General features: G+C 58.2%; 17 protein-coding genes and 1 pseudogene. 9 read left to right on the forward strand and 9 right to left on the reverse strand.

The window, feature by feature from the left end:
- Positions 1-221 precede the first annotated feature (221 nt).
- Positions 222-680: pseudogene (locus tag Q1W15_RS21160) on the forward strand (transposase).
- An 8-nt stretch (positions 681-688) separates the two neighbouring features.
- Here the strand turns inward: Q1W15_RS21160 and Q1W15_RS21165 are convergent.
- The 6 genes from Q1W15_RS21165 to Q1W15_RS21190 form a co-directional block, all read right to left on the reverse strand.
- On the reverse strand, positions 689-1,513 hold the full coding sequence (locus Q1W15_RS21165) for an ABC transporter permease (RefSeq protein WP_300731952.1): 825 nt from the start codon (positions 1,511-1,513) through the stop codon (positions 689-691).
- 10 nt (positions 1,514-1,523) lie between these two features.
- Entirely contained in the window at positions 1,524-2,771 is a 1,248-nt protein-coding gene (locus Q1W15_RS21170; RefSeq protein ID WP_300731955.1) for an ABC transporter permease, read from the reverse strand.
- Between the two features lie 68 nt (positions 2,772-2,839).
- Entirely contained in the window at positions 2,840-3,880 is a 1,041-nt protein-coding gene (locus Q1W15_RS21175) for an ABC transporter substrate-binding protein (protein WP_300731958.1), read from the reverse strand.
- A gap of 44 nt (positions 3,881-3,924) precedes the next feature.
- On the reverse strand, positions 3,925-5,049 hold the full coding sequence (locus tag Q1W15_RS21180; RefSeq protein ID WP_300731961.1) for an ABC transporter ATP-binding protein: 1,125 nt from the start codon (positions 5,047-5,049) through the stop codon (positions 3,925-3,927).
- Between the two features lie 271 nt (positions 5,050-5,320).
- Positions 5,321-5,950, reverse strand: a complete 630-nt coding sequence (locus Q1W15_RS21185; RefSeq protein WP_300731964.1) for a response regulator transcription factor — start codon at positions 5,948-5,950, stop codon at positions 5,321-5,323.
- 13 nt (positions 5,951-5,963) lie between these two features.
- Positions 5,964-8,369: a transporter substrate-binding domain-containing protein gene (locus tag Q1W15_RS21190; protein ID WP_300732027.1), complete on the reverse strand. Its 2,406-nt coding sequence runs from the start codon at positions 8,367-8,369 to the stop codon at positions 5,964-5,966.
- A 74-nt stretch (positions 8,370-8,443) separates the two neighbouring features.
- Between Q1W15_RS21190 and Q1W15_RS21195 the strand changes: the two genes are divergently transcribed.
- Entirely contained in the window at positions 8,444-9,448 is a 1,005-nt protein-coding gene (locus Q1W15_RS21195; RefSeq protein WP_300731967.1) for an alpha/beta hydrolase family protein, read from the forward strand.
- A 3-nt stretch (positions 9,449-9,451) separates the two neighbouring features.
- On the opposite strand, the gene Q1W15_RS21200 is transcribed toward Q1W15_RS21195, so the two are convergent.
- From Q1W15_RS21200 to Q1W15_RS21210, 3 genes are read right to left on the reverse strand one after another with little or no spacing between them, the layout of a single operon-like run.
- On the reverse strand, positions 9,452-10,216 hold the full coding sequence (locus Q1W15_RS21200) for a TerB family tellurite resistance protein (RefSeq protein ID WP_300731970.1): 765 nt from the start codon (positions 10,214-10,216) through the stop codon (positions 9,452-9,454).
- A 1-nt stretch (position 10,217) separates the two neighbouring features.
- Positions 10,218-10,889: an N-acetylmuramate alpha-1-phosphate uridylyltransferase MurU gene (gene murU, locus Q1W15_RS21205; RefSeq protein ID WP_300731972.1), complete on the reverse strand. Its 672-nt coding sequence runs from the start codon at positions 10,887-10,889 to the stop codon at positions 10,218-10,220.
- Positions 10,886-11,911, reverse strand: a complete 1,026-nt coding sequence (locus Q1W15_RS21210) for a phosphotransferase (protein WP_300731975.1) — start codon at positions 11,909-11,911, stop codon at positions 10,886-10,888. Before Q1W15_RS21210 ends, murU begins: the two co-directional genes overlap by 4 nt.
- Before the next feature lie 132 nt (positions 11,912-12,043).
- Between Q1W15_RS21210 and Q1W15_RS21215 the strand changes: the two genes are divergently transcribed.
- From Q1W15_RS21215 to glpE, 7 genes are all read left to right on the forward strand, one after another.
- Entirely contained in the window at positions 12,044-14,791 is a 2,748-nt protein-coding gene (locus Q1W15_RS21215) for an LPS-assembly protein LptD (RefSeq protein ID WP_300731978.1), read from the forward strand.
- On the forward strand, positions 14,766-16,106 hold the full coding sequence (gene surA / locus Q1W15_RS21220; RefSeq protein ID WP_300731981.1) for a peptidylprolyl isomerase SurA: 1,341 nt from the start codon (positions 14,766-14,768) through the stop codon (positions 16,104-16,106). Before Q1W15_RS21215 ends, surA begins: the two co-directional genes overlap by 26 nt.
- A complete protein-coding gene (gene pdxA, locus Q1W15_RS21225) occupies positions 16,103-17,092 on the forward strand; it encodes a 4-hydroxythreonine-4-phosphate dehydrogenase PdxA (RefSeq protein WP_300731983.1) in 990 nt (329 codons plus the stop codon). Before surA ends, pdxA begins: the two co-directional genes overlap by 4 nt.
- Positions 17,089-17,901 carry a 16S rRNA (adenine(1518)-N(6)/adenine(1519)-N(6))-dimethyltransferase RsmA gene (rsmA, locus tag Q1W15_RS21230; protein WP_300731987.1) on the forward strand — a complete coding sequence of 271 codons (813 nt, stop codon included), beginning with the start codon at positions 17,089-17,091 and terminating at the stop codon, positions 17,899-17,901. Before pdxA ends, rsmA begins: the two co-directional genes overlap by 4 nt.
- A gap of 114 nt (positions 17,902-18,015) precedes the next feature.
- On the forward strand, positions 18,016-18,396 hold the full coding sequence (apaG, locus tag Q1W15_RS21235; RefSeq protein WP_300731990.1) for a Co2+/Mg2+ efflux protein ApaG: 381 nt from the start codon (positions 18,016-18,018) through the stop codon (positions 18,394-18,396).
- Positions 18,396-19,313, forward strand: coding sequence for a symmetrical bis(5'-nucleosyl)-tetraphosphatase (locus Q1W15_RS21240; protein ID WP_300731993.1), 918 nt, complete (start codon positions 18,396-18,398; stop codon positions 19,311-19,313). Before apaG ends, Q1W15_RS21240 begins: the two co-directional genes overlap by 1 nt.
- Positions 19,310-19,636 (forward strand): thiosulfate sulfurtransferase GlpE, encoded by a 327-nt coding sequence (gene glpE / locus Q1W15_RS21245; RefSeq protein WP_300731996.1) that lies wholly within the window; start codon positions 19,310-19,312, stop codon positions 19,634-19,636. Before Q1W15_RS21240 ends, glpE begins: the two co-directional genes overlap by 4 nt.
- Positions 19,637-19,651 lie beyond the last annotated feature (15 nt).

Consider the following 19,651-nt stretch of genomic DNA (forward strand, 5'->3'; position numbering starts at 1 on the left):
CGCGAGGCTACGTCCGGCGACGCAGTCGTCGCAAGGCCTGCGACCGCGACCTTCCTGCCCGATCATGTTCTTCTCCTTTACGATCGCTTCGCAATCGGACGCAGCCTCGCGGAGCTCGGCAGCTGCTACGGATCGTCGCAACATTCTCTCATTCGTTGCCTCAATGATTCAGCCGCAAGTGATCTAGCGTTAGCTAACCACCCACTTCAGAGGGCAATGGATTGCCAACCTCAAAGAATGCTTATCGCCTGCCTATCGGCCGCGACTCAGAACCAGGACGCCTTTATCTGCTGACCACCATCACTCAGAGACGACGCCCCCTCTTTCATGACTTCCACCTTGGACGTTTGGTTGTTGATCAGTTCAGACAAGCCCATGACGAAGGTATCGTGACGTCAAAAGCGTGGGTGGTCATGCCGGACCATTTCCACTGGCTGGTAGAGCTGCGCAACAAGACTCTCGGTGAGTTGATGTACCGCGTAAAATCACGGAGCAGCATGAACATCAATAAATTCGTTCAATCCAACGACAGGGTCTGGTAGAAGGGTTACCACGATAGAGGCCTCAGACATGAAGAAGACCTCAAAGCCACCGCCCGCTATATCGTACAAAACCCGATCCGTGCGGGTTTGACCACACGAATCGGGGACTATCCCTTGTGGGATGCCTGCTGGATGTAGCGCGCGCCTTACTCTTGTGCCGTGCGCATTTTCTCACTACGGCCGCGCAACCACTCCAGTGTCAGCAAGAGCACCACTGAGAACAGGATCAGCATCGTCGCCGCAGCGGCAATGGTAGGGCTGAGGTTTTCGCGAATACCGCTAAACATTTGCCGCGGCAGGGTCGCTTGTTCCGGGCCCGCCAGGAACAGCGTCACTACCACTTCATCAAACGATGTTGCAAAGGCGAACAGCGCACCGGAAATCACCCCGGGGGCGATCAGCGGCAAGGTTACCCGACGGAAGGCTGTCAGCGGTGAAGCCCCAAGGCTTGCGGCCGCTCTCACCAGGTTTTGGTTGAAACCCTGCAAGGTGGCGGACACGGTGATGATCACAAACGGCACACCGAGTACGGCGTGCACCACGATCAACGAGATGTAGCTGTTACCCAGGCCCAGCGGCGCAAAGAACAGGTAACTGGCCACACCAATGATGACCACAGGCACCACCATCGGCGAGATCACCAGCGCCATGACCAGCGCTTTGCCGGGGAAGTGCCCACGGGTCAAGCCAATCGCCGCCAACGTGCCGAACACCATCGCCAGCACTGTCGCTGCCGGGGCTACGATCACGCTGTTTTTAAGCGCCCGCATCCACTCGGCCGAAGAGAAGAAGTCCTGGTACCAGTGCAGCGAGAAACCTTGCAGCGGGTACACCAGAAAACTGCCCGAGTTGAACGACAACGGAATGATCACCAGTACCGGCAGGATCAAAAACAACAGGATCAGCCCGCAGAGGATACGCAAACTGTAGAACCAGATCCGCTCAATAGGTGACATGTAAGGGCTCAACATGGCGATCTCCTCAGCTCAAACGCAGGCGGGTAGCGCCCACCAACCAGTTGTAAATCAGGTACAACACCACGGTCGCCAGCAGTAGCAGGCCGCCCAATGCTGTTGCCATGCCCCAGTTGATGCTGGTGTTGGTATAGAAAGCCACGAAGTAGCTGACCATCTGATCGTTCGGGCTGCCCAGCAAGGCCGGGGTGATGTAGTAACCAATGGCAATAATGAACACCAACAGGCAGCCAGCGCCGACACCGGCATAGGTCTGTGGGAAGTACACGCGCCAGAAGCTTGCAAATGGGTGGCAGCCCAGCGAGATCGCAGCTCGCATATAGGTCGGAGAAATACCCTTCATCACGCTGTAAATCGGCAAGATCATAAACGGCAACAGAATGTGCACCATCGAGATGTACACACCGGTGCGGTTGAACACCAGTTCCAGCGGTTTATCGATCACACCCATGCTGACCAGCGCGCTATTGATCAAACCGCCCGATTGCAGCAACACAATCCAGGCCGCTACCCGAACCAGCACCGACGTCCAGAACGGCAGCAGCACCAGGATCATCAACAGGTTGCTTTGTCGGGCCGGCAGGTTGGCCAGCAAGTATGCCAACGGGTACGCCAGCACCAGGCAGATGGCAGTGATGACAAAGCCCATCCAGAACGTGCGCGCAAAAATGTCCAGGTAGATCGCTTGATCCGGTGTGGCTTGCGCAATTTCACCAAGGTCGTCGATGCGGTGATCGACCGACGCCAACAGGTAAAACGGGGTAATGCTGGAAGTATTGCGCTTGATTGCCTGCCAGTACGCAGGGTCGCCCCAGCGCTCGTCCAGCCCTTCCATGGCTTCTTTATAAGACTCCGGGGCCACTTTGAACGGCAGCGCCTTGGCCGTTTTCATCAGCAGGCTACGATAGCCGGCCAATTCCATGTTCAGTCGCTTGGACAAATCACCCAAGACTTGATTTTTGCGGGCCTCGGCCAGGTCCTCGCTCAGCGCCTTATACACAGGCTCTGCGGGCAACCCCTTGCCATCCCATTCGGACACCGCCACCACTGTGCGCGGCAAACCGTCCACCACCTCAGGGTTACCGACACTTTTATAGAGCAGCGCCGCAATCGGCACCAGGAACACCAGCAGCAGGAAAATCACCAACGGTGCTATCAGGGCTTGGGCTTTCCAGCGGTTAACCCGCTCAGCACGCGCAAGACGCTTCTTCAACGTAGGGCTGGAGACCTCGTTCACGGGAACGGCGATGGCCATGGCAAACTCCGAAAAACTTTAAACGATGTCGGTGCGGCCTGTTTGGCCGCACCGCGTATCAGTGCTGCTTACTTGGCAGCCCAGGCGTTGAAGCGTTGCTCCAGTTGCTCGCCGTTGTCAGCCCAGAAGCTGACGTCGATCTGCACTTGGTTAGCAATGTTTTGCGGGGCGGTTGGCATTTCGGCCTGAATGGCTTCAGGTAGCAACGGCATCGCATTTTTGTTGGCCGGGCCGTAAGCGATATTCTCCGAGAACGCGCTCTGCTGCTTTGGCTGCAGGGTGAAGGCCATGAACTTCTTCGCCGCGTCCGCTTTTTCTTTACTCAGGCCTTTAGGGATGGCCCAGGCATCGAAGTCATAGATCCCGCCGTTCCATACAATCTTCAGGTTGCTTTCTTTCTGCACGGCAGCGATGCGGCCGTTGTACGCAGAGCTCATCACAACGTCACCCGAAACCAGGTATTGCGGCGGCTGAGCACCCGCTTCCCACCACTGGATACTTGGCTTGAGCTCGTCCAGCTTTTTGAACGCGCGGTTCTGGCCGTCTTTGCTCGCCAGCACGGTGTACACATCTTTCGGTGCCACGCCGTCAGCCATCAAGGCGAATTCGAGGGTGTACTTGGCCCCTTTGCGCAGGCCACGCTTGCCCGGGAAGGTTTTGGTGTCCCAGAAATCGGCCCAACTGGTGGGTGCAGTTTTCAGCTTGTCTGCGTTGTAGGCCATGATGGTCGACCACACAAAGAAGCCAGCCCCACAGGACTGAATGGCACCCGGAATGTACTGGTCAATATTGCCAAACAACGCAGGGTCCAGCGGTTCGAACATGTCTTCATCGCAGCCCCGGGAGAGTTCTGGCGACTCGACTTCTACCAGGTCCCAGGAAATGCTTTTGGTGTCGACCATGGCCTTGATTTTGGCCATCTCACCGTTGTACTCACCCCCGATGATTTTGCCTTGTTTGTCCGCTTCCCAAGGCGCATAAAAAGCTTTGGTCTGAGCGGCCTTGTTGGCACCACCAAACGAAATGACCGTCAGATCGGGGCCTGCCATCGCGCTGGCCGCGAACATCAGGCCCAGGGTCAACGTCGTAAACTTTAAGGATGCATGCATTTTTTATTCTCCACTGTGCTGGGTTGGTGACACCAAGGGGGCGATTAATTCGCCTCTAATAGGGGGTCTAACGCACGGACATGTTCGACCTGCCAGCCCAACGGAACGACGTCGCCGACCGCAAGGGTGGGGTCCAGCTCGGCAATCGGCTGTTTCACAAAGAAATCGTTTTTACCGCAGACTTCCATCCGCACGCGGACGTGGTCGCCCAAATAGATAAATTCTTCGACACGCCCCGAGAAGCGGTTCGCACACGACTCACTGGAGCCGTTGAGACTGATGCGCTCTGGGCGAATCGACAGGGTCACTGGCTCGCCTGGGCGACCCACGTTCACCGCCAACGCCTGAACTTTCTCACCACGGCTGAGCTCAACCACGCAGCGCTCGCCGTCCTGGCTGTGCAGGCGGCCACTCAGGCGGTTGTTTTCACCAATGAAGTTGGCCACAAACGTGTTCTTCGGCTCTTCATAAAGGGTGCGCGGCGGCGCAATTTGCTGGATCTCGCCCTGGTGAAAGACCGCAACGCGATCAGACATGGTCAAGGCTTCGCCTTGGTCGTGGGTGACATACACCACGGTCACGCCCAGGCTCTGGTGCAGGTGCTTGATTTCCATCTGCATGTGTTCACGCAGCTGTTTATCCAGCGCACCAAGGGGTTCATCCATCAACACCAGTTGCGGCTCGAACACCAGCGCCCGCGCCAGTGCGACCCGCTGCTGCTGGCCACCGGAGAGTTGGGCCGGGTAACGCTGAGCGAAAGCGTCCAGCTGAACCATGCTCAGCACGCGCTTGACCCGCTCGCTGATGTCTGTGCGGTTAAGGCCGCGTACAGACAGCGGGAAACCGAGGTTTTCGGCCACGGTCATGTGCGGGAACAGTGCGTAGTTCTGGAACACCATGCCAATGTCACGCTTGTGCGGCGGCACGTTATTGATCGAGCGACCCGCCAGCAAAATCTCCCCGGCGGTGGGGGTTTCGAAACCGGCCAGCATCATCAGGCTGGTGGTTTTGCCCGAACCGGACGGCCCGAGCAAGGTCAGGAACTCGCCTTTGCGAATGTCCAGATTGAGGTCTTTAACGATCAGGTTCTCACCGTCGTAGCTTTTTTGCACACCACGGAAGCTGACCAAAATATCATTCGACCCAGCGCTTGCACCGACCTCACTCATAGCCACACCTTTTTGTTTTGGACTGCTGTAACCCAAGACTAAAGGTGCGGCCAGCCCGCAGAAATCGGGCCACAGGAGAGATTGCCATCAGGCGGTTGGAAGGGTTCTTGTAGGGCATGCCCTACAGAAGTGGCGCGATTAGGATGGTAGGCACAGAGACACCCCGTAACCCAGCAGGGGTGTGACATAAAACTGTCGTAAATAGGCATGACCACGGTGGGCGGGCACCGGAAATCCGGCGAAAAAGAGGGTGCAGGATGATCGCCAGCGACTACACCACTTTGTGTTCCATGGCGTATTTCACCAGTTCGGCCAAGGTGGTGATGTTGAGTTTCTGCATCAAACGGGCCTTGTGAGTGCTGATGGTTTTACTGCTCAAAGCCAGTTGCTGGGCGATATCGTTCACGTTGGCCCCTTGAGCCAAGCGTTCGAACACCGAAAACTCACGCTCGGACAATAAGGTGTGCAACGGCCGTTCATCCGTCAGCCCCACCTCAAAGACCATACGGTCCGCCAGTTCGGGGTCAATGTAGCGCCCCCCGGCAGCGACCTTGCGAATGGCGGTGAGCAACAACGCCGGATCGCTGTCCTTGGTCGCATACCCCGCCGCGCCAAACTTCAACGCCCGCGCCGCCATTTGCGCTTCGTCGTGCATCGACAGCACCAGAATGGCAGGTGGATTGTTCAAAGCCCGGATCCGCGGAATCGCTTCCAGCCCATTGACCTTTGGCATGGAAATATCCAGCAGCACCACTTCACACGGCACCTGGCGCAAGGTCTCCAGCAATTGCTCGCCATTGCTCGCCTCGCCCACCACCAGCAGGTCTTTGGCCAGGCCGATCAATTGCTTGATGCCTTCACGCACAATGGTGTGGTCTTCAGCTACGAATACACGAATCAAGACTCTTTCCTCATCAAGGCCACTGCAGATAGGTCACCAATGGCACGTGTACTTTCAGCGTCGTGCCTTCGCCCGGCACACTGACTAACGACAAGGTACCACCCAACATCAATACTCGCTCACGCATGCCCACCAACCCAAAGGAAGTAGGCTTACCTGTGCCGGGCACAAATCCTCGGCCATCATCAATGATGGTCAAGCATAACGATTCCCCTTCAATGCTCAGCGTCAACTCTACCGTCTGGGCCTCGGCATGGCGGATCACGTTGGTCAGTGCCTCCTGCAAAATCCTGAACAGGCCGACTTCCTTGGCCTCGCTGAGTGGCGGCAAATGCTCGGGCACCTGCACCAGGCAAGGGATGTGCGTGCGAGCCTCAAAACGCCGGGCCTGCCATTCGATGGCAGAGCTGATCCCGGCATCCAGAATCGGCGGGCGCAACGCGGTGGCAACATCGCGCACCACCTGAAAAAGTTGGGCAATCAGCTTTTTCATGCTGTTGAGACGTTCACGCAATCCGGGGTCCAGATCCCCAAACGCCAGCTCACACATGGAAATTTCAAGTTTGAGTACGGTCAACATCTGACCCACTTCGTCATGCACTTCCCGGGCGATACGCGCCTTTTCTTCCTCTCGCACACTTTCAAGGTGTGCTGCCAAATCACGCAATTGCCCGCGCGAACTGTCGAGTTCCAACTCAATGCGCTTACTTTCACTGATGTCCCAAACAATACCGTCCCACACCACCGTACCGTCTTCGAGGCGGCGGGTGATGGCTTTGATTTCGGCCCAGCGCTGCTGGCCCTGGCGGGTCACGATACGGCCCTGCCACGACCAGTCACTGTCATGGTCTACTGCCCAGTCCTGCACGCGGTGGTAATCCGCCTTGTCCTCCTGATGGACCAGGCTGCGCAAGCCCACCTCGCGCCGGCGCAAATACGCGGGAGAAAAGCCCACCAGGCTCTCGCTGCCTTCACTGATGTAGGGAAAATCCAGTTCGCCGTTCAGCAGTGAACGTTCCAACCGAAATACCAGCCCCGGCACGTTCGAGGCGATCCCTTGCAGACGCGCATCACTTTCCTGCAGCGCTGCCTGCACCTGACGCCGCTCAGTAATGTCATTGAGATACACAACCAGGTACTCGGCCATGCCAAAACGCAAAAAGCTCAAGGTCACGTCGGCCGGGAAAACACTACCGTCAGCTCGAACGCACTGGGTCTCGAAGCGTTGCGCACCCTCGTCATCAGCCCGGGCACGACGCCACAGCACCAGCCAGCGATCCATGTTCAGCCCCGGCTCGAAATCTTTCAAAGGCCGTTCCAGCACAGCACCGGGCTCGCACCCCAGCATTTCTTCAGCGGCCTGATTGGCGTAGCGCACGTGGCTGTCCCAATTGACCCATAGGATGCCCACCGGGCTTTGGTCGATTGAAAACTTCGTCAAACCCAAGGCTTGCGCACCGGCCGTACGCTGGGCGATATCCTCACGTGCGCTCAACAGCGCCCGCTCCAAAGCGCTTTGTTGACGACGTTGCCAAAACACAATGGCCATACAGGCCAACAGCAACGCACCTATCAGCAGGCTCACGTTCTGCCAAAAGCCAGGTGATGGCCCTAAATGAGGATACTTGGGCTGTAACCAACGCGCGTGCAGTTGCTCCATATCCCGGGCAGGAATCGCATGCAGCCCGCGCTCGACAATACCGGCAAGCTCCGGCCAGTCGCGGCGGATCGCCACTCGCAGCAATTGCGGTAAGCCAATATCACCCACCACTGCCAATCCGGCGAACTCCGGTTCAATCGACAAGCGGCTGAGTTGGGCCTCATCGATCACCGCATAGGTCGCCTGCTGACTGAGCAACAGTTGCAAGGCTTGTCGCTCCAGAGGCACGCCCTGCAGGTTGAGACCCGGGTAACTGCTGTGCAAAAAATCCGCAGCCGCACTCGGCATACGCACCGCGACGCGGGTCTGGCCGTCAAGTCGCTCCAGGTCAACCGCGCCGATACCGTTACGCGCCCCGACCACCAATTGCGGCACCCGCATGTAAGGGTCTGAAAACAACCACAGTCGCAACCCCGCCGGGGTCTGGGTCAGGCCCGGCACTAGGTCGATCTCGCCGGCACGGGCAGCCTTTTCCAGTGCGGCCATGTCCGTGTAATTACGCCAGGTGAGTTCAACGTTCAGGGACTGGGCCAACCACTTCATCAGCTCAACATTGGCCCCAGACAGCTGCTGCAAGCGTTGATCAAACTTGGCATACGGGGCCTGCAACACCACACCCACGCGCAGTTCTTTATGGTGCGCCAACCACTGCTGTTGGGTACCGCTCAACTGCGCCGCAGGCACAGGTACAGGTGCCGCATGCGCCATCAAGGGCAGACAGAACCAGCCGATAATCAACAGGTAGTACACACGCATCATCTGAACACTCACACCCTGACAAATTTCGACCAACACATTAGGCTGCCAGAACTTATTCTGGCCTGGAATCATCGATGCCTTCTTACCGTCTGACACTGCAGGGGTTGTGCCTGCTGCTCATACTACCGGGGGCCTGGCCCGCACTGGCAGATCAACCCGCCCCCGCGGCCGAGCCCGAACAACGCCCTCTTCAGGCACGTCCCTCGCTGCCCGAACGCAGCCAGGAAGACGCGGCAGCACTTGAGCGTCAACTCCCGGCAAGTGAGCAACAAACACTGCAAGCCGGTGACGAGAGCTTTTTGGCACTGTGGAAACCTGCCAACAGCAACGCCCCTCAAGGCGCGGTCATTATCATTCCGGGGGCCGGTGAAACCGCCGACTGGCCACAAGCCATCGGCCCACTGCGCCGCAAATTGCCGGATGTGCATTGGGCCAGCCTGAGCCTGACGCTGCCAGACAGGCAGACCGATGCCAATCAGCCTCGCACCACCGAAACAGAGAATGTTCCTACAGCGCCGGAGCCGAACAGTAGCAGCAAAGAGGCCAGCACCACAGCCAAACCCATCGAGCAAGCCGCCAGCGCCGAGGCTGAAAGCGCAGAGGCTGAAACCGATGCACAGCCGGCGGAAACGATCGAGGCGATGAGCAAAGCCGATGCAGTACGGGTTTTCGCCCGCATTGATGCCGCCATTGCTTTTGCCCGCCAGCAAAACATGCGCAGCCTTGTGTTACTCGGGCACGGCACCGGAGCCTATTGGGCAGCACGGTACGTGAGTGAAAAACAACCGCCGCACATTCAGAAGTTGTTGATGGTAGCGGCGCAAACTCCCGCTCATGCGCAGCCGGACTTAAGCCTGCTGGTGCCTAACCTATCGGTGCCCGTGCTGGATATTTTCTACACAGACAAACCGCTGGCCCGTGAAGCCGCCTTGCAGCGGTCGCAAGCTGTAAAGCGGTCCAGCCGGTCACTGTTTAACCAGCTTGGCCTCATGGCCAATACGGGAAACCGAGACGCTGAACAAGAGCAGTTGTTGCGCAGAGTGCGCGGCTGGCTCAGCCCGCCGCCTACCGAGAAATAGCACTCAAAATCCGTGGTATTCACGAACCATCGCGTAAGCCTGGTGAAGCTCGCGGGTTTTCTCTGTGGCCTCGCGTACCTGCGCAGGTGATGCGCCAGTGCCTGCCACTTTATCCGGGTGATGACGGCTGAGCAGACGCCGATAAGCCCGTTTGATCTGTTCGGGGTTGCTGCTGGCCGACACCCCGAGCAGGGCCATCGACGCTTGATACGTCCCGGCACGAGTCATGGGCGGCCTTTTAGCCGAGCCATGCTCGCCTCCCAGCGCCAAGACCTGCTGCGAAGACCAGCCCAACCAATGCCCCCACAGCACAATAAGCGCCCGTTCTTTGGGGTCGACCCGGCCATCTGCCAGGATCATTCGCCAACAGGCACGCAACACACCTTCTGCCGCATGGGGCTGAGCTTTGAGTCGCCGCAAATAACCACGCAGCGAATCACTACCCGACTTGCCACGGTTAAATGCTGCAACCGCGCGCTGCTGTGCAAAACCGCTCATGTCGAGCTGGCGCATTTCCTCGCGCGCCTGCTCGATATGTTGACGCACCACCCGCCCATCACTTTTGGCTAAACGGCCCAGCAATACAAATAACAGTTCGTCATTGCGCAGCACCGCCCGCCCGCCCAAGCGCTCACGCAGATGGGCCCAACTGTGCAGTTGCAGGCGGCGGTCCAGCGTGTGCCCCAATAAAGCGCCGAGCATGGCCCCCGGAATGCTGGCAATGAAAAAGCCGGCTCCGGCTCCGATCAGAGTCCCTGGCCACAGCATCTTAGCGAGCGTCCTTGATCAGCGACTCGGCCTCAGCCAAACGCTCATAGGTTCCGACATCCACCCAGTGCCCTTGCAACCGCTCGCCGCTGACCTGACCCGCTGCCATCGCCGCACGCAGCAAGGGTGCCAATTTGAAAGCCCCCGCCTCAGCGCCTGCAAACAAAGCCGGGCTGAGCACAGCAATACCGCTGTAGGTCAGTGTGTTCACCTGCGGCTGCGCGTCGCTGACCCGGTTATCCGTCAGGCAAAAATCACCGGCACGGTGATGCGCCGGGTTGTCCACCAATACCAGGTGAGCCAGGCCGGTCAAGGGTTGGCGTAGGGCTGAGAAGTCGTAATCGGTCCAGATATCACCATTCACCACCGCAAAGGGCTGATCGCCCAGCAGCGCCAAGGCCTTGAAGATCCCACCACCGGTTTCCAGTGGCTCGCTCTCGGCCGAGTACTGAATGCTGACACCAAAGCCAGCGCCATCACCCAGGTGCTCTTCAATTTGCTGGCCCAGCCAGGCATGGTTGATCACGATCTCGGTAAAGCCCGCTGCCGCGAGCGCTCGCAGGTGGTACTCGATCAACGGCACGCCGCCCACGCGAACCAACGGTTTGGGCGTGTGCAGCGTTAGCGGGCGCAGGCGTTCGCCCTTGCCCGCCGCCAGAATCATTGCCTTCATGAAGGCACCCGGGCTGTCTGGCGAAGGCTGGTAAACAGCTCACCCAGTTCTGCCAGCTCTGGACGGCGGGACACCACGGTTTCTATATAAGTGAAGAAACGCGGCACATCGGCCAAATAGCGCGGTTTGCCATCACGGTGGCAGATACGGGCGAAAATCCCGATCACTTTCAAATGGCGCTGAACCCCCATGAGGTCACTGTCGCGCAAGAACTGCTCAAAACTAGGGCCTACGGGGATGCCCAGCGGCAAGGCCAGCTTCCAGTAGTTGCGCAACCAACCGTTGACGCGCTCTTCAGGCCAACTGAGAAAGGCGTCCTTGAACAGGCTCGTGATGTCATACGTCACCGGGCCGTACACCGCGTCCTGGAAGTCCAGCACGCCAGGGTTGGGCGTGCTGACCATCAGGTTGCGCGGCATAAAGTCGCGGTGCACCACTACTTGGTGTTGGCCGAGGGCGCTGTTGATCAACAAGGTACTCATCCGTTGCCACAGCGCTTGCTGGTGCTGATCAAACTCGACACCCAAATGGCGACGTACATACCACTCCGGGAACAACTCAAGCTCACGGCGCAGCAAGGCGGTGTCATAGCGGGGCAAGGCACCTGTTGTCGGCAAGAGCTGAAAAGCCAGCAGCGCTTCAATCGCGTCACTGAAAAACTTGTCGGCGTTTTGCTCGTTGATCTCATCGAGGAACGTTTTGTCGCCCAAATCGTTGAGCAACAAAAAACCGCGCTCCAGATCTTGAGCGTAAATTTTGGGCACATTTATGCTGGTGGAGCGCAACAATTCAGCAATCTCGACGAAAGGTCGGCAGTTTTCCTGAGGAGGGGGCGCGTCCATCACGATAAAACTGCGGTCCGCGCTCTTCCATCGAAAATAGCGCCTGAAACTTGCATCGCTGCTGGCAGCAGTCAACGTGGCCGGGGGCACAGGCCCACAACCCAGTTTTGCAAACAAGGTCTCCAACTGCTCATCGAGCCAAACTTTCAGTTGTTGCAAGCGTACATCTTGGTCAGGCATTACTAGGGTCTCCGACGGCGCTAGCCGTCAAGCGGGTCATGCTTTATTATCCAGCATCTTTTTCAGACCATCGAGAGGCGTGCGGTCCACCCGCCGCGGGCTGATGGCACGCAGGAAGCCCGGACTAATAAGATGGCATTGAAATCCCCCGCGTTTCGTAAAAAATTTCCGTTGCTGGTAACCGGCAGTTTGCTGGCCATGCAACCTCTCGCCACACCGTTCGCGGTTGCCGAGGAGCAGTATGACTGTTCCGCGTCGGCTTCGGGAGGCTGGGAGTGTGCACCAAAAACGGCTGTTGCCCCGTTGCCACCACGCCCGGCCGCCGCAGGCGCTGTGGCCGTGGCTAACAGCGAAGCAGGCGAGCAGGCCGCCAAGACCACGCTGGTCACTGAAACCAAGGGCCGTGGACTCAGGTCCCGCAGTGCCGATTACAGCCACCTCGACTGGGTTCCGCGTGACAAGTTGACGCCCGCACAACTGGCTGAAACCGGCCCGTATTGCGCAGGTGCCTACGTTGAGCCCACTCGTCCGGGCATGAACGACCAGACCAACAAAAGCGATGCCCCGACCTTCGTAGGTGCCAAAGCCTCCCGCTATCAGCAGGATGAGCAGGTGGCAACCCTGGCCGGCGATGTCGTGTTGCGTCAGGGCAGCATGCAGGTTGAATCCGATGAAGCCAGCCTGTATCAGGCTGAAAGTCGCGGCGAGCTCAATGGCAATGTGCGCCTGCGCGACAACGGCGCACTGATCGTTGGCGATCACGCCGATGTGCAACTGGACACCGGTGCGGCCAAGGTCGACAACGCCGAGTACGTGCTGCACAAGTCGCGTATCCGCGGCAACGCGCTGTACGCCAAACGTGCCGAAGACTCGATCATTCGCCTCAAGGATGGCACGTACACCACGTGCGAACCGAACAGCAATGCCTGGCAACTCAAGGGCAACAACATCACGTTGAACCCGGCCACCGGTTTCGGTACGGCCACCAACGTGACGCTGCGGGTCAAGGACATCCCGGTCTTCTACACACCGTACATCTACTTCCCGATCGATGACCGTCGCCAGTCCGGCTTCCTGCCGCCGTCATTCAGCAGCAGTTCCGACACCGGTTTCACGCTGGTGGCCCCGTACTACTTCAACCTGGCACCGAACTACGATGCCACGTTGTACCCGCGCCTCATGACCAAGCGCGGCCTGTTGATGGAAGGTGAGGTCCGTTACCTGACCGAGTCTTCCGAAGGTCAGTTCGGTGCTGCTTACCTGAATGACGACAACAACGATCGCAAGCTCCAGACCGACTACAACGACAAGCGCTACATGCTTAACTGGCAGCACAAGGGCGGCTTGAACTCGCGCCTGCTGACAGAAGTCGACTACACCAAAATCAGCGACCCGTATTACTTCCAGGACCTGGAAAGTGATCAGATCGGCGTTGAAAGCCAGGACTACGTTAACCAGCAAGCGGCCGCCAGCTACCGGGGCGATGACTTTACCGCCCGGTTGAACGTGCAGTCCTATCAGTTGGCGACAGTGACCCAGATCACACCGTACGACAGGTTGCCACAGCTCACGCTCAACGGTGTGGTGCCAACTCACCCCGGCGGCCTGGAAATCAGCTATGACACCGAAATGGTGCGTTTCGAACGTGACCTGAAAAACGGCAACTTCACTGACGAAAACGGCCTTATATCGCCTCGTCTGGATAACAACGTGAAAGGCCTGGCCCGTGCCAACGGCACGCGCATGAACCTGGCACCCGCTGTCAGCCTGCCGCTCAACTGGAGCTATGGCTACCTGACACCGTCCCTCAAGTACATGTACACCCAGTACGACCTTGATCTGGACGGTCGTGGCAAAAACTCCCTGCAAAACGGAGAGCGCTTCGACAGTTCGGTCAACCGCAGCGTGCCCATCGCCAGCGTCGACAGCGGTTTGTACTTCGACCGCAACACCAACTGGTTCGGCACCGACTACCGCCAGACCCTTGAGCCGCGTGCGTTCTACCTGTATGTCCCTGATCGCAACCAGGACGACATCCCGGTTTTCGACACCAGCGAAAGCACTTTCAACTACTCCTCGCTATGGCGCGACAACCGTTTCACCGGCACCGACCGTGTGGGTGACGAAAACAAACTGTCGCTGGGCCTCACCAGCCGCTGGATCGAAGAAAACGGCTTTGAGCGTCAACGCGTCAGCATCGGCCAGGCTTATTACTTCCAAGACCGCAAGGTTCAATTGCCGGGCATCGATGCCGACCGCCAGTACTCAACGGCCAACGTGTCCCCTTACGCATTGGAATACGCCTACCGCTTCAACCGCGACTGGCGTGCCACTGCTGACTACAACTGGGACCCGGACAGCCACAGCCCGCGTTCGGGCAGTGCAATGTTCCACTACCAGCCTGAAGACAACCCGAACAAGGTGGTCAATGTCGGCTATCGCTATCGCAATGACCAGATCCATTACGATCAATACACCGGCCAATGGCTTGTGGGTGGCGATTACCTGAAAAAAGGTGAAGCAGGCTACATCAAGGATTACTACAAGATTCAACAGCACGATTTCTCGGTCATCTGGCCGATCGTGCCACAGTGGAATGCCATCAGCCGCTGGCAGTACGATTACAACCGCAACCGTACCCTGGAAGCCTTTGGTGGCTTTGAGTACGACAACTGCTGCTGGAAACTTCGTCTGATCAGTCGTTATTGGGTTTCCAACGACGAGTACACCCAGGCCGCCCCGGAAAACGAGAAAGGCGATCATGGGATCTTCCTTCAAATTGTGCTGAAAGGTCTCGGTGGCGTAGTTGGCACCAAAGTAGAGAGCTTCCTCGACAAAGGCATCCAAGGTTATCGTGAACGTGAAGATCAAGCTTTCTGAGTGTCTGCGCCCGCTAGTGCTGGGCGCGTTGTTCCTGGGTACCACCGCTCACGGTGCGGTTCAGCCCCTGGACAAAGTAGTGGCCATCGTCGACAACGACGTGATTATGGAAAGCCAACTGGACCAGCGTGTCCGGGAGGTTCAACAGACCATTGCCAAGCGTGGCCAAGGCGTCCCGCCTACCAGCGTCCTGGACCAGCAGGTACTTGAACGTCTGATCGTCGAAAACCTGCAATTGCAGATCGGCGAACGTTCGGGCATCCGCATCGCCGATGAAGAGCTCAACCAGGCCCTCGAAACCATTGCCCAACGCAATGGCATGAGCCTGGATCAGTTCCGTCAGGCCCTGGCCCGTGACGGCCTGTCCTATGACGATGCACGTGAGCAAGTGCGCCGTGAAATGACCATCAGCCGTGTCCGTCAACGCCGAGTGGCAGAGCGTATTCAGGTGAGTGAGCAGGAAGTGAAGAACTTCCTCGCTTCGGACCTGGGCAAAATGCAAATGTCCAAAGAGTTGAACCTGGCCAATATTCTGATTCCGATTCCCGAGAACGCGAGTTCCGAAGCGGTCCAGGCAGCGGCCCAGAAAGCCCAGAATGTTTACAACCAGCTCAAGCAGGGTGCGAACTTCGCTCAAATGGCCATCAACTACTCGGGCAGTGATAACGCTCTGGATGGCGGCGACATGGGCTGGCGTAAAGCCGTTCAAATGCCACCGCCTTTCGATAGCATGCTCAGAGAAATGAAACCTGGCGACGTGACTGAACCCGTCCGTATCCAGACCGGCTTTATCATTCTCAAGCTGAACGCCGAGCGTGGTGGCGAAACAGTCATGGTGGACGAGGTCCATGTTCGTCACATCTTGATCAAGCCAAGCGAAATTCGCAGCGAGGCCGCCACCAAGGCACTGGCCGAGAAGCTTTACGAGCGTATTTCTAACGGCGAGAACTTCGCCGAACTGGCGAAAAACTACTCCGAAGACCCAGGCTCCGCGCTTCACGGCGGCGATCTGGACTGGATCGACCCTAACTCGCTGGTACCCGAATTCCGCGAAGTCATGGCCTCGACCCCACAAGGTGCTCTGTCCAAACCCTTCAAAACCCAATACGGCTGGCATGTACTGGAAGTCCTTGGCCGTCGCGCCACCGACAGCACCACTCAAGCCCGTGAGCAACAGGCAATGAATGCCTTGCGCAACCGTAAATACGACGACGAACTGCAAAGCTGGCTGCGTCAGATCCGTGACGAAGCCTATGTAGAAATCAAACTGCCTGGCGCCAACTCGACAGAAAGCGCTGACCAGGCCACACAGTGAAAGCAAAGCGCTTTGCACTGACACCCGGTGAACCGGCAGGCATTGGTCCCGACCTGTGCCTGCTGCTCGCCTCGCAGCACCAGCCCCACCCCCTGATTGCCATCACCAGCCACGACCTGCTCCTTGAGCGGGCCGTGCAGCTCGGTGTGGCCGTTAACCTGCTGGCGGTCAGCCCCGGCCATTGGCCTGACACGCCCGCCCCCGCAGGCAGCCTGTATGTGTGGGATACCCCGCTAAAGGCAACCGTACACCCCGGCACCCTGGACAAGGCCAATGCCGCATTCGTGCTGCAGACCCTTACTCGGGCCGCCGAAGGCTGCCTCAACGGCGATTTCGCGGGCATGATCACCGCGCCCGTGCACAAAGGCGTGATCAACGAAGCTGGCATCCCGTTTTCTGGCCACACCGAATTCCTTGCCGACCTGACCCGTACCGAGCAAGTCGTGATGATGCTTGCCACGCACGGGCTACGGGTCGCGCTGGTCACGACGCACTTGCCGTTGCGCCAGGTCGCGGATGCAATCACCCCTGAGCGCCTGATGCGCGTGACTCGCATCCTGCACGCCGACCTGCAACAAAAGTTCGGCATCGCCCAACCGCGAATCCTGGTGTGCGGGCTCAACCCGCACGCCGGTGAAGGCGGTCATTTGGGCCATGAAGAAATCGACATCATTGAACCGACTCTGGAGCGTCTGCGCAGCGAGGGCATGGACCTGCGTGGCCCGCTGCCTGCCGACACTCTGTTTACCCCAAAATATCTGGAGCACTGCGATGCAGTGCTGGCGATGTACCACGACCAAGGCCTGCCCGTACTCAAATACAAAGGGTTCGGTGCTGCAGTCAACATCACGCTGGGCTTGCCGATTATCCGTACCTCTGTCGACCACGGCACCGCCCTGGATTTGGCGGGCAGTGGCAAGATCGATACCGGCAGCCTGAAAGTCGCCTTGGAAACCGCCTATCAGATGGCCGAGACCCGTATATGACTGAGCAATACCAACACAAGGCGCGCAAGCGTTTTGGCCAAAACTTCCTGCACGATGCTGGCGTAATCGACCGCATTCTGCGTGCCATTAACGCCAAGGCAAGCGATCGGTTGCTTGAAATCGGCCCGGGCCAAGGCGCTCTGACCCAAGGCATTCTCAGCAGCGGTGGGCAGCTGGATGTGGTCGAGCTAGACAAAGACCTGATCCCGATCCTGAATCAGCAATTTGCCGGCATGAGCAACTTCAACCTGCACCAGGGCGATGCGCTGAAGTTCGATTTCAAGAGCCTCGATGCTGCACCGCGCACCCTGCGCGTCGTCGGCAACCTGCCCTATAACATCTCGACACCGCTGATTTTTCACCTGCTGAAAAACGCCGACCTTATCCGCGACATGCACTTCATGCTGCAAAAGGAAGTGGTTGAGCGCATGGCAGCAGGGCCTGGCGGCGGCGATTGGGGCCGCTTGTCGATCATGGTTCAGTACCATTGCCGCGTAGAACACCTGTTCAATGTCGGGCCTGGTGCGTTCAACCCACCGCCCAAAGTCGATTCGGCCATTGTCCGCCTCGTGCCGCACGACGTGCTGCCGCACCCGGCCAAAGACCATCGCCTGCTGGAGCGTGTGGTGCGCGAAGCGTTCAACCAGCGCCGCAAAACCCTGCGCAACACGCTGAAAGCCTTGCTCAGCAACGCTGAAATCGAAGCGGCTGGCGTTGATGGCAGCCTGCGCCCGGAGCAACTCGACCTCGCGGCCTTCGTCCGCTTGGCTGACACGCTCAGCGAACAAGCTGCCCCCATCGCCGACTGATCGTCTCACCAAACGGGTACTTGCCATGTCTGGCCTAGTACCCGTGTCTTGGCCTAGACTCAGGCATCAGTTTTATCCCGAACTGTGTATCCGCTTTCACGCAAGGCATTCCGCATGTCCGAACCCCGCTATCAGGTCGACGTCAGCGTCGTCACACGCTACTTACCAGAACAATCCCAACCGGAACAACAACGCTACGCCTTTGCTTACACCATCACGGTGAACAACAAAGGCTCTGTGCGTGCAAAGCTCCTGTCACGGCACTGGATCATTACCGATGGCGACGGGCATACAGAAGAAGTAAGAGGTGCCGGTGTCGTGGGCCAACAGCCTGAGATACTGCCGGGTGACCAATACACGTACAGCAGCGGCTCGGTCATTACGACAACGGTTGGCACCATGCATGGTTCCTTTTTGATGCATGCCAGCGACGGCCACGACTTCAAGGCCAACATCGCGCCCTTTCGCCTGGCCGTCCCCGGAGCCCTTCATTAATGGCGGTCTATGCCGTTGGTGACCTCCAGGGCTGCCTGCAGCCTCTTAAATGCCTGCTCGAACGTGTCAGCTTCGATCCCGCCAAAGACACCCTATGGCTGGTAGGTGACCTGGTAAACCGCGGGCCGCAATCACTGGAAACCCTGCAGTTCCTCTACTCCATGCGTAACTCGCTGGTGTGTGTGCTGGGCAACCATGACCTGCACCTGCTGGCCGTTGCTCACAATGTTGAACGCCTGAAAAAAGGCGACACTCTGCGTGAGATTCTCCAGGCCCCCGATTGCGATGAACTGCTGTACTGGCTGCGGGGCTTACCTCTGCTGCACTATGATGCCAAGCGTGATACCGCCCTGGTGCATGCTGGAATCCCCCCACAATGGACGCTGAAAAAAGCCCTCAAGTATGCCAGCGAAGTCGAACAGGCACTGAGGGACGATAGTTTGATAGGTCCTTTCCTCGACGGCATGTACGGCAACGACCCTGCCAAGTGGGATAACAGCCTTACGGGCATTGCTCGCCTGCGAGTCATTACCAACTATTTTACGCGCATGCGCTTTTGCACCCGCGAGGGCAAACTCGACCTCAAGAGCAAAGAAGGCGTCGGCAGCGCTCCACCCGGCTACGCGCCGTGGTTCAGCTATAAAGATCGCAAAACCCAGGACCTCAAAATCATCTTTGGCCACTGGGCCGCACTGGAGGGCAACTGCAAAGAGCCGGGGATTTTCGCGCTCGACACCGGTTGCGTCTGGGGAGGGGCCATGACCCTGCTCAATGTCGATACGGGCCAGCGCTTGAGCTGCGATTGTGACGATCTTCATGTTGTAACGCCTGCGAGCAACCCGCTCGCCCCCTCACCTTCCCAACCCTTGGACGTCACCTCACAGCGTCCACCGTCAGGTACCAGGACCATCCCATGACCGAATTCAAACGAATCTCGCCCGAACAAGCCCAGGCCTTGCGCGAACAAGGTGCCGTCGTGGTCGATATACGCGACCCGCAGGCCTACGCCGCGCTGCATATCAAAGGTGCCACACACCTGGATAACCACTCGATCGCCGACTTTATTGCCAAAGCCGACCTGGACAAGCCACTGATCGTGTCCTGCTATCACGGCAACTCTAGCCAAAGCGCGGCGGCCTATCTGGTCAGCCAAGGATTCAGTGATGTTTACAGCCTGGACGGTGGCTTCGAGCTATGGCGTACGACTTATCCGTCAGAAACATCTGCAAGCGCCCTCTGAATATTTTTTTTAAAG

Source organism: Pseudomonas sp. (genome assembly GCF_030150285.1).
Lineage (GTDB): Bacteria > Pseudomonadota > Gammaproteobacteria > Pseudomonadales > Pseudomonadaceae > Aquipseudomonas.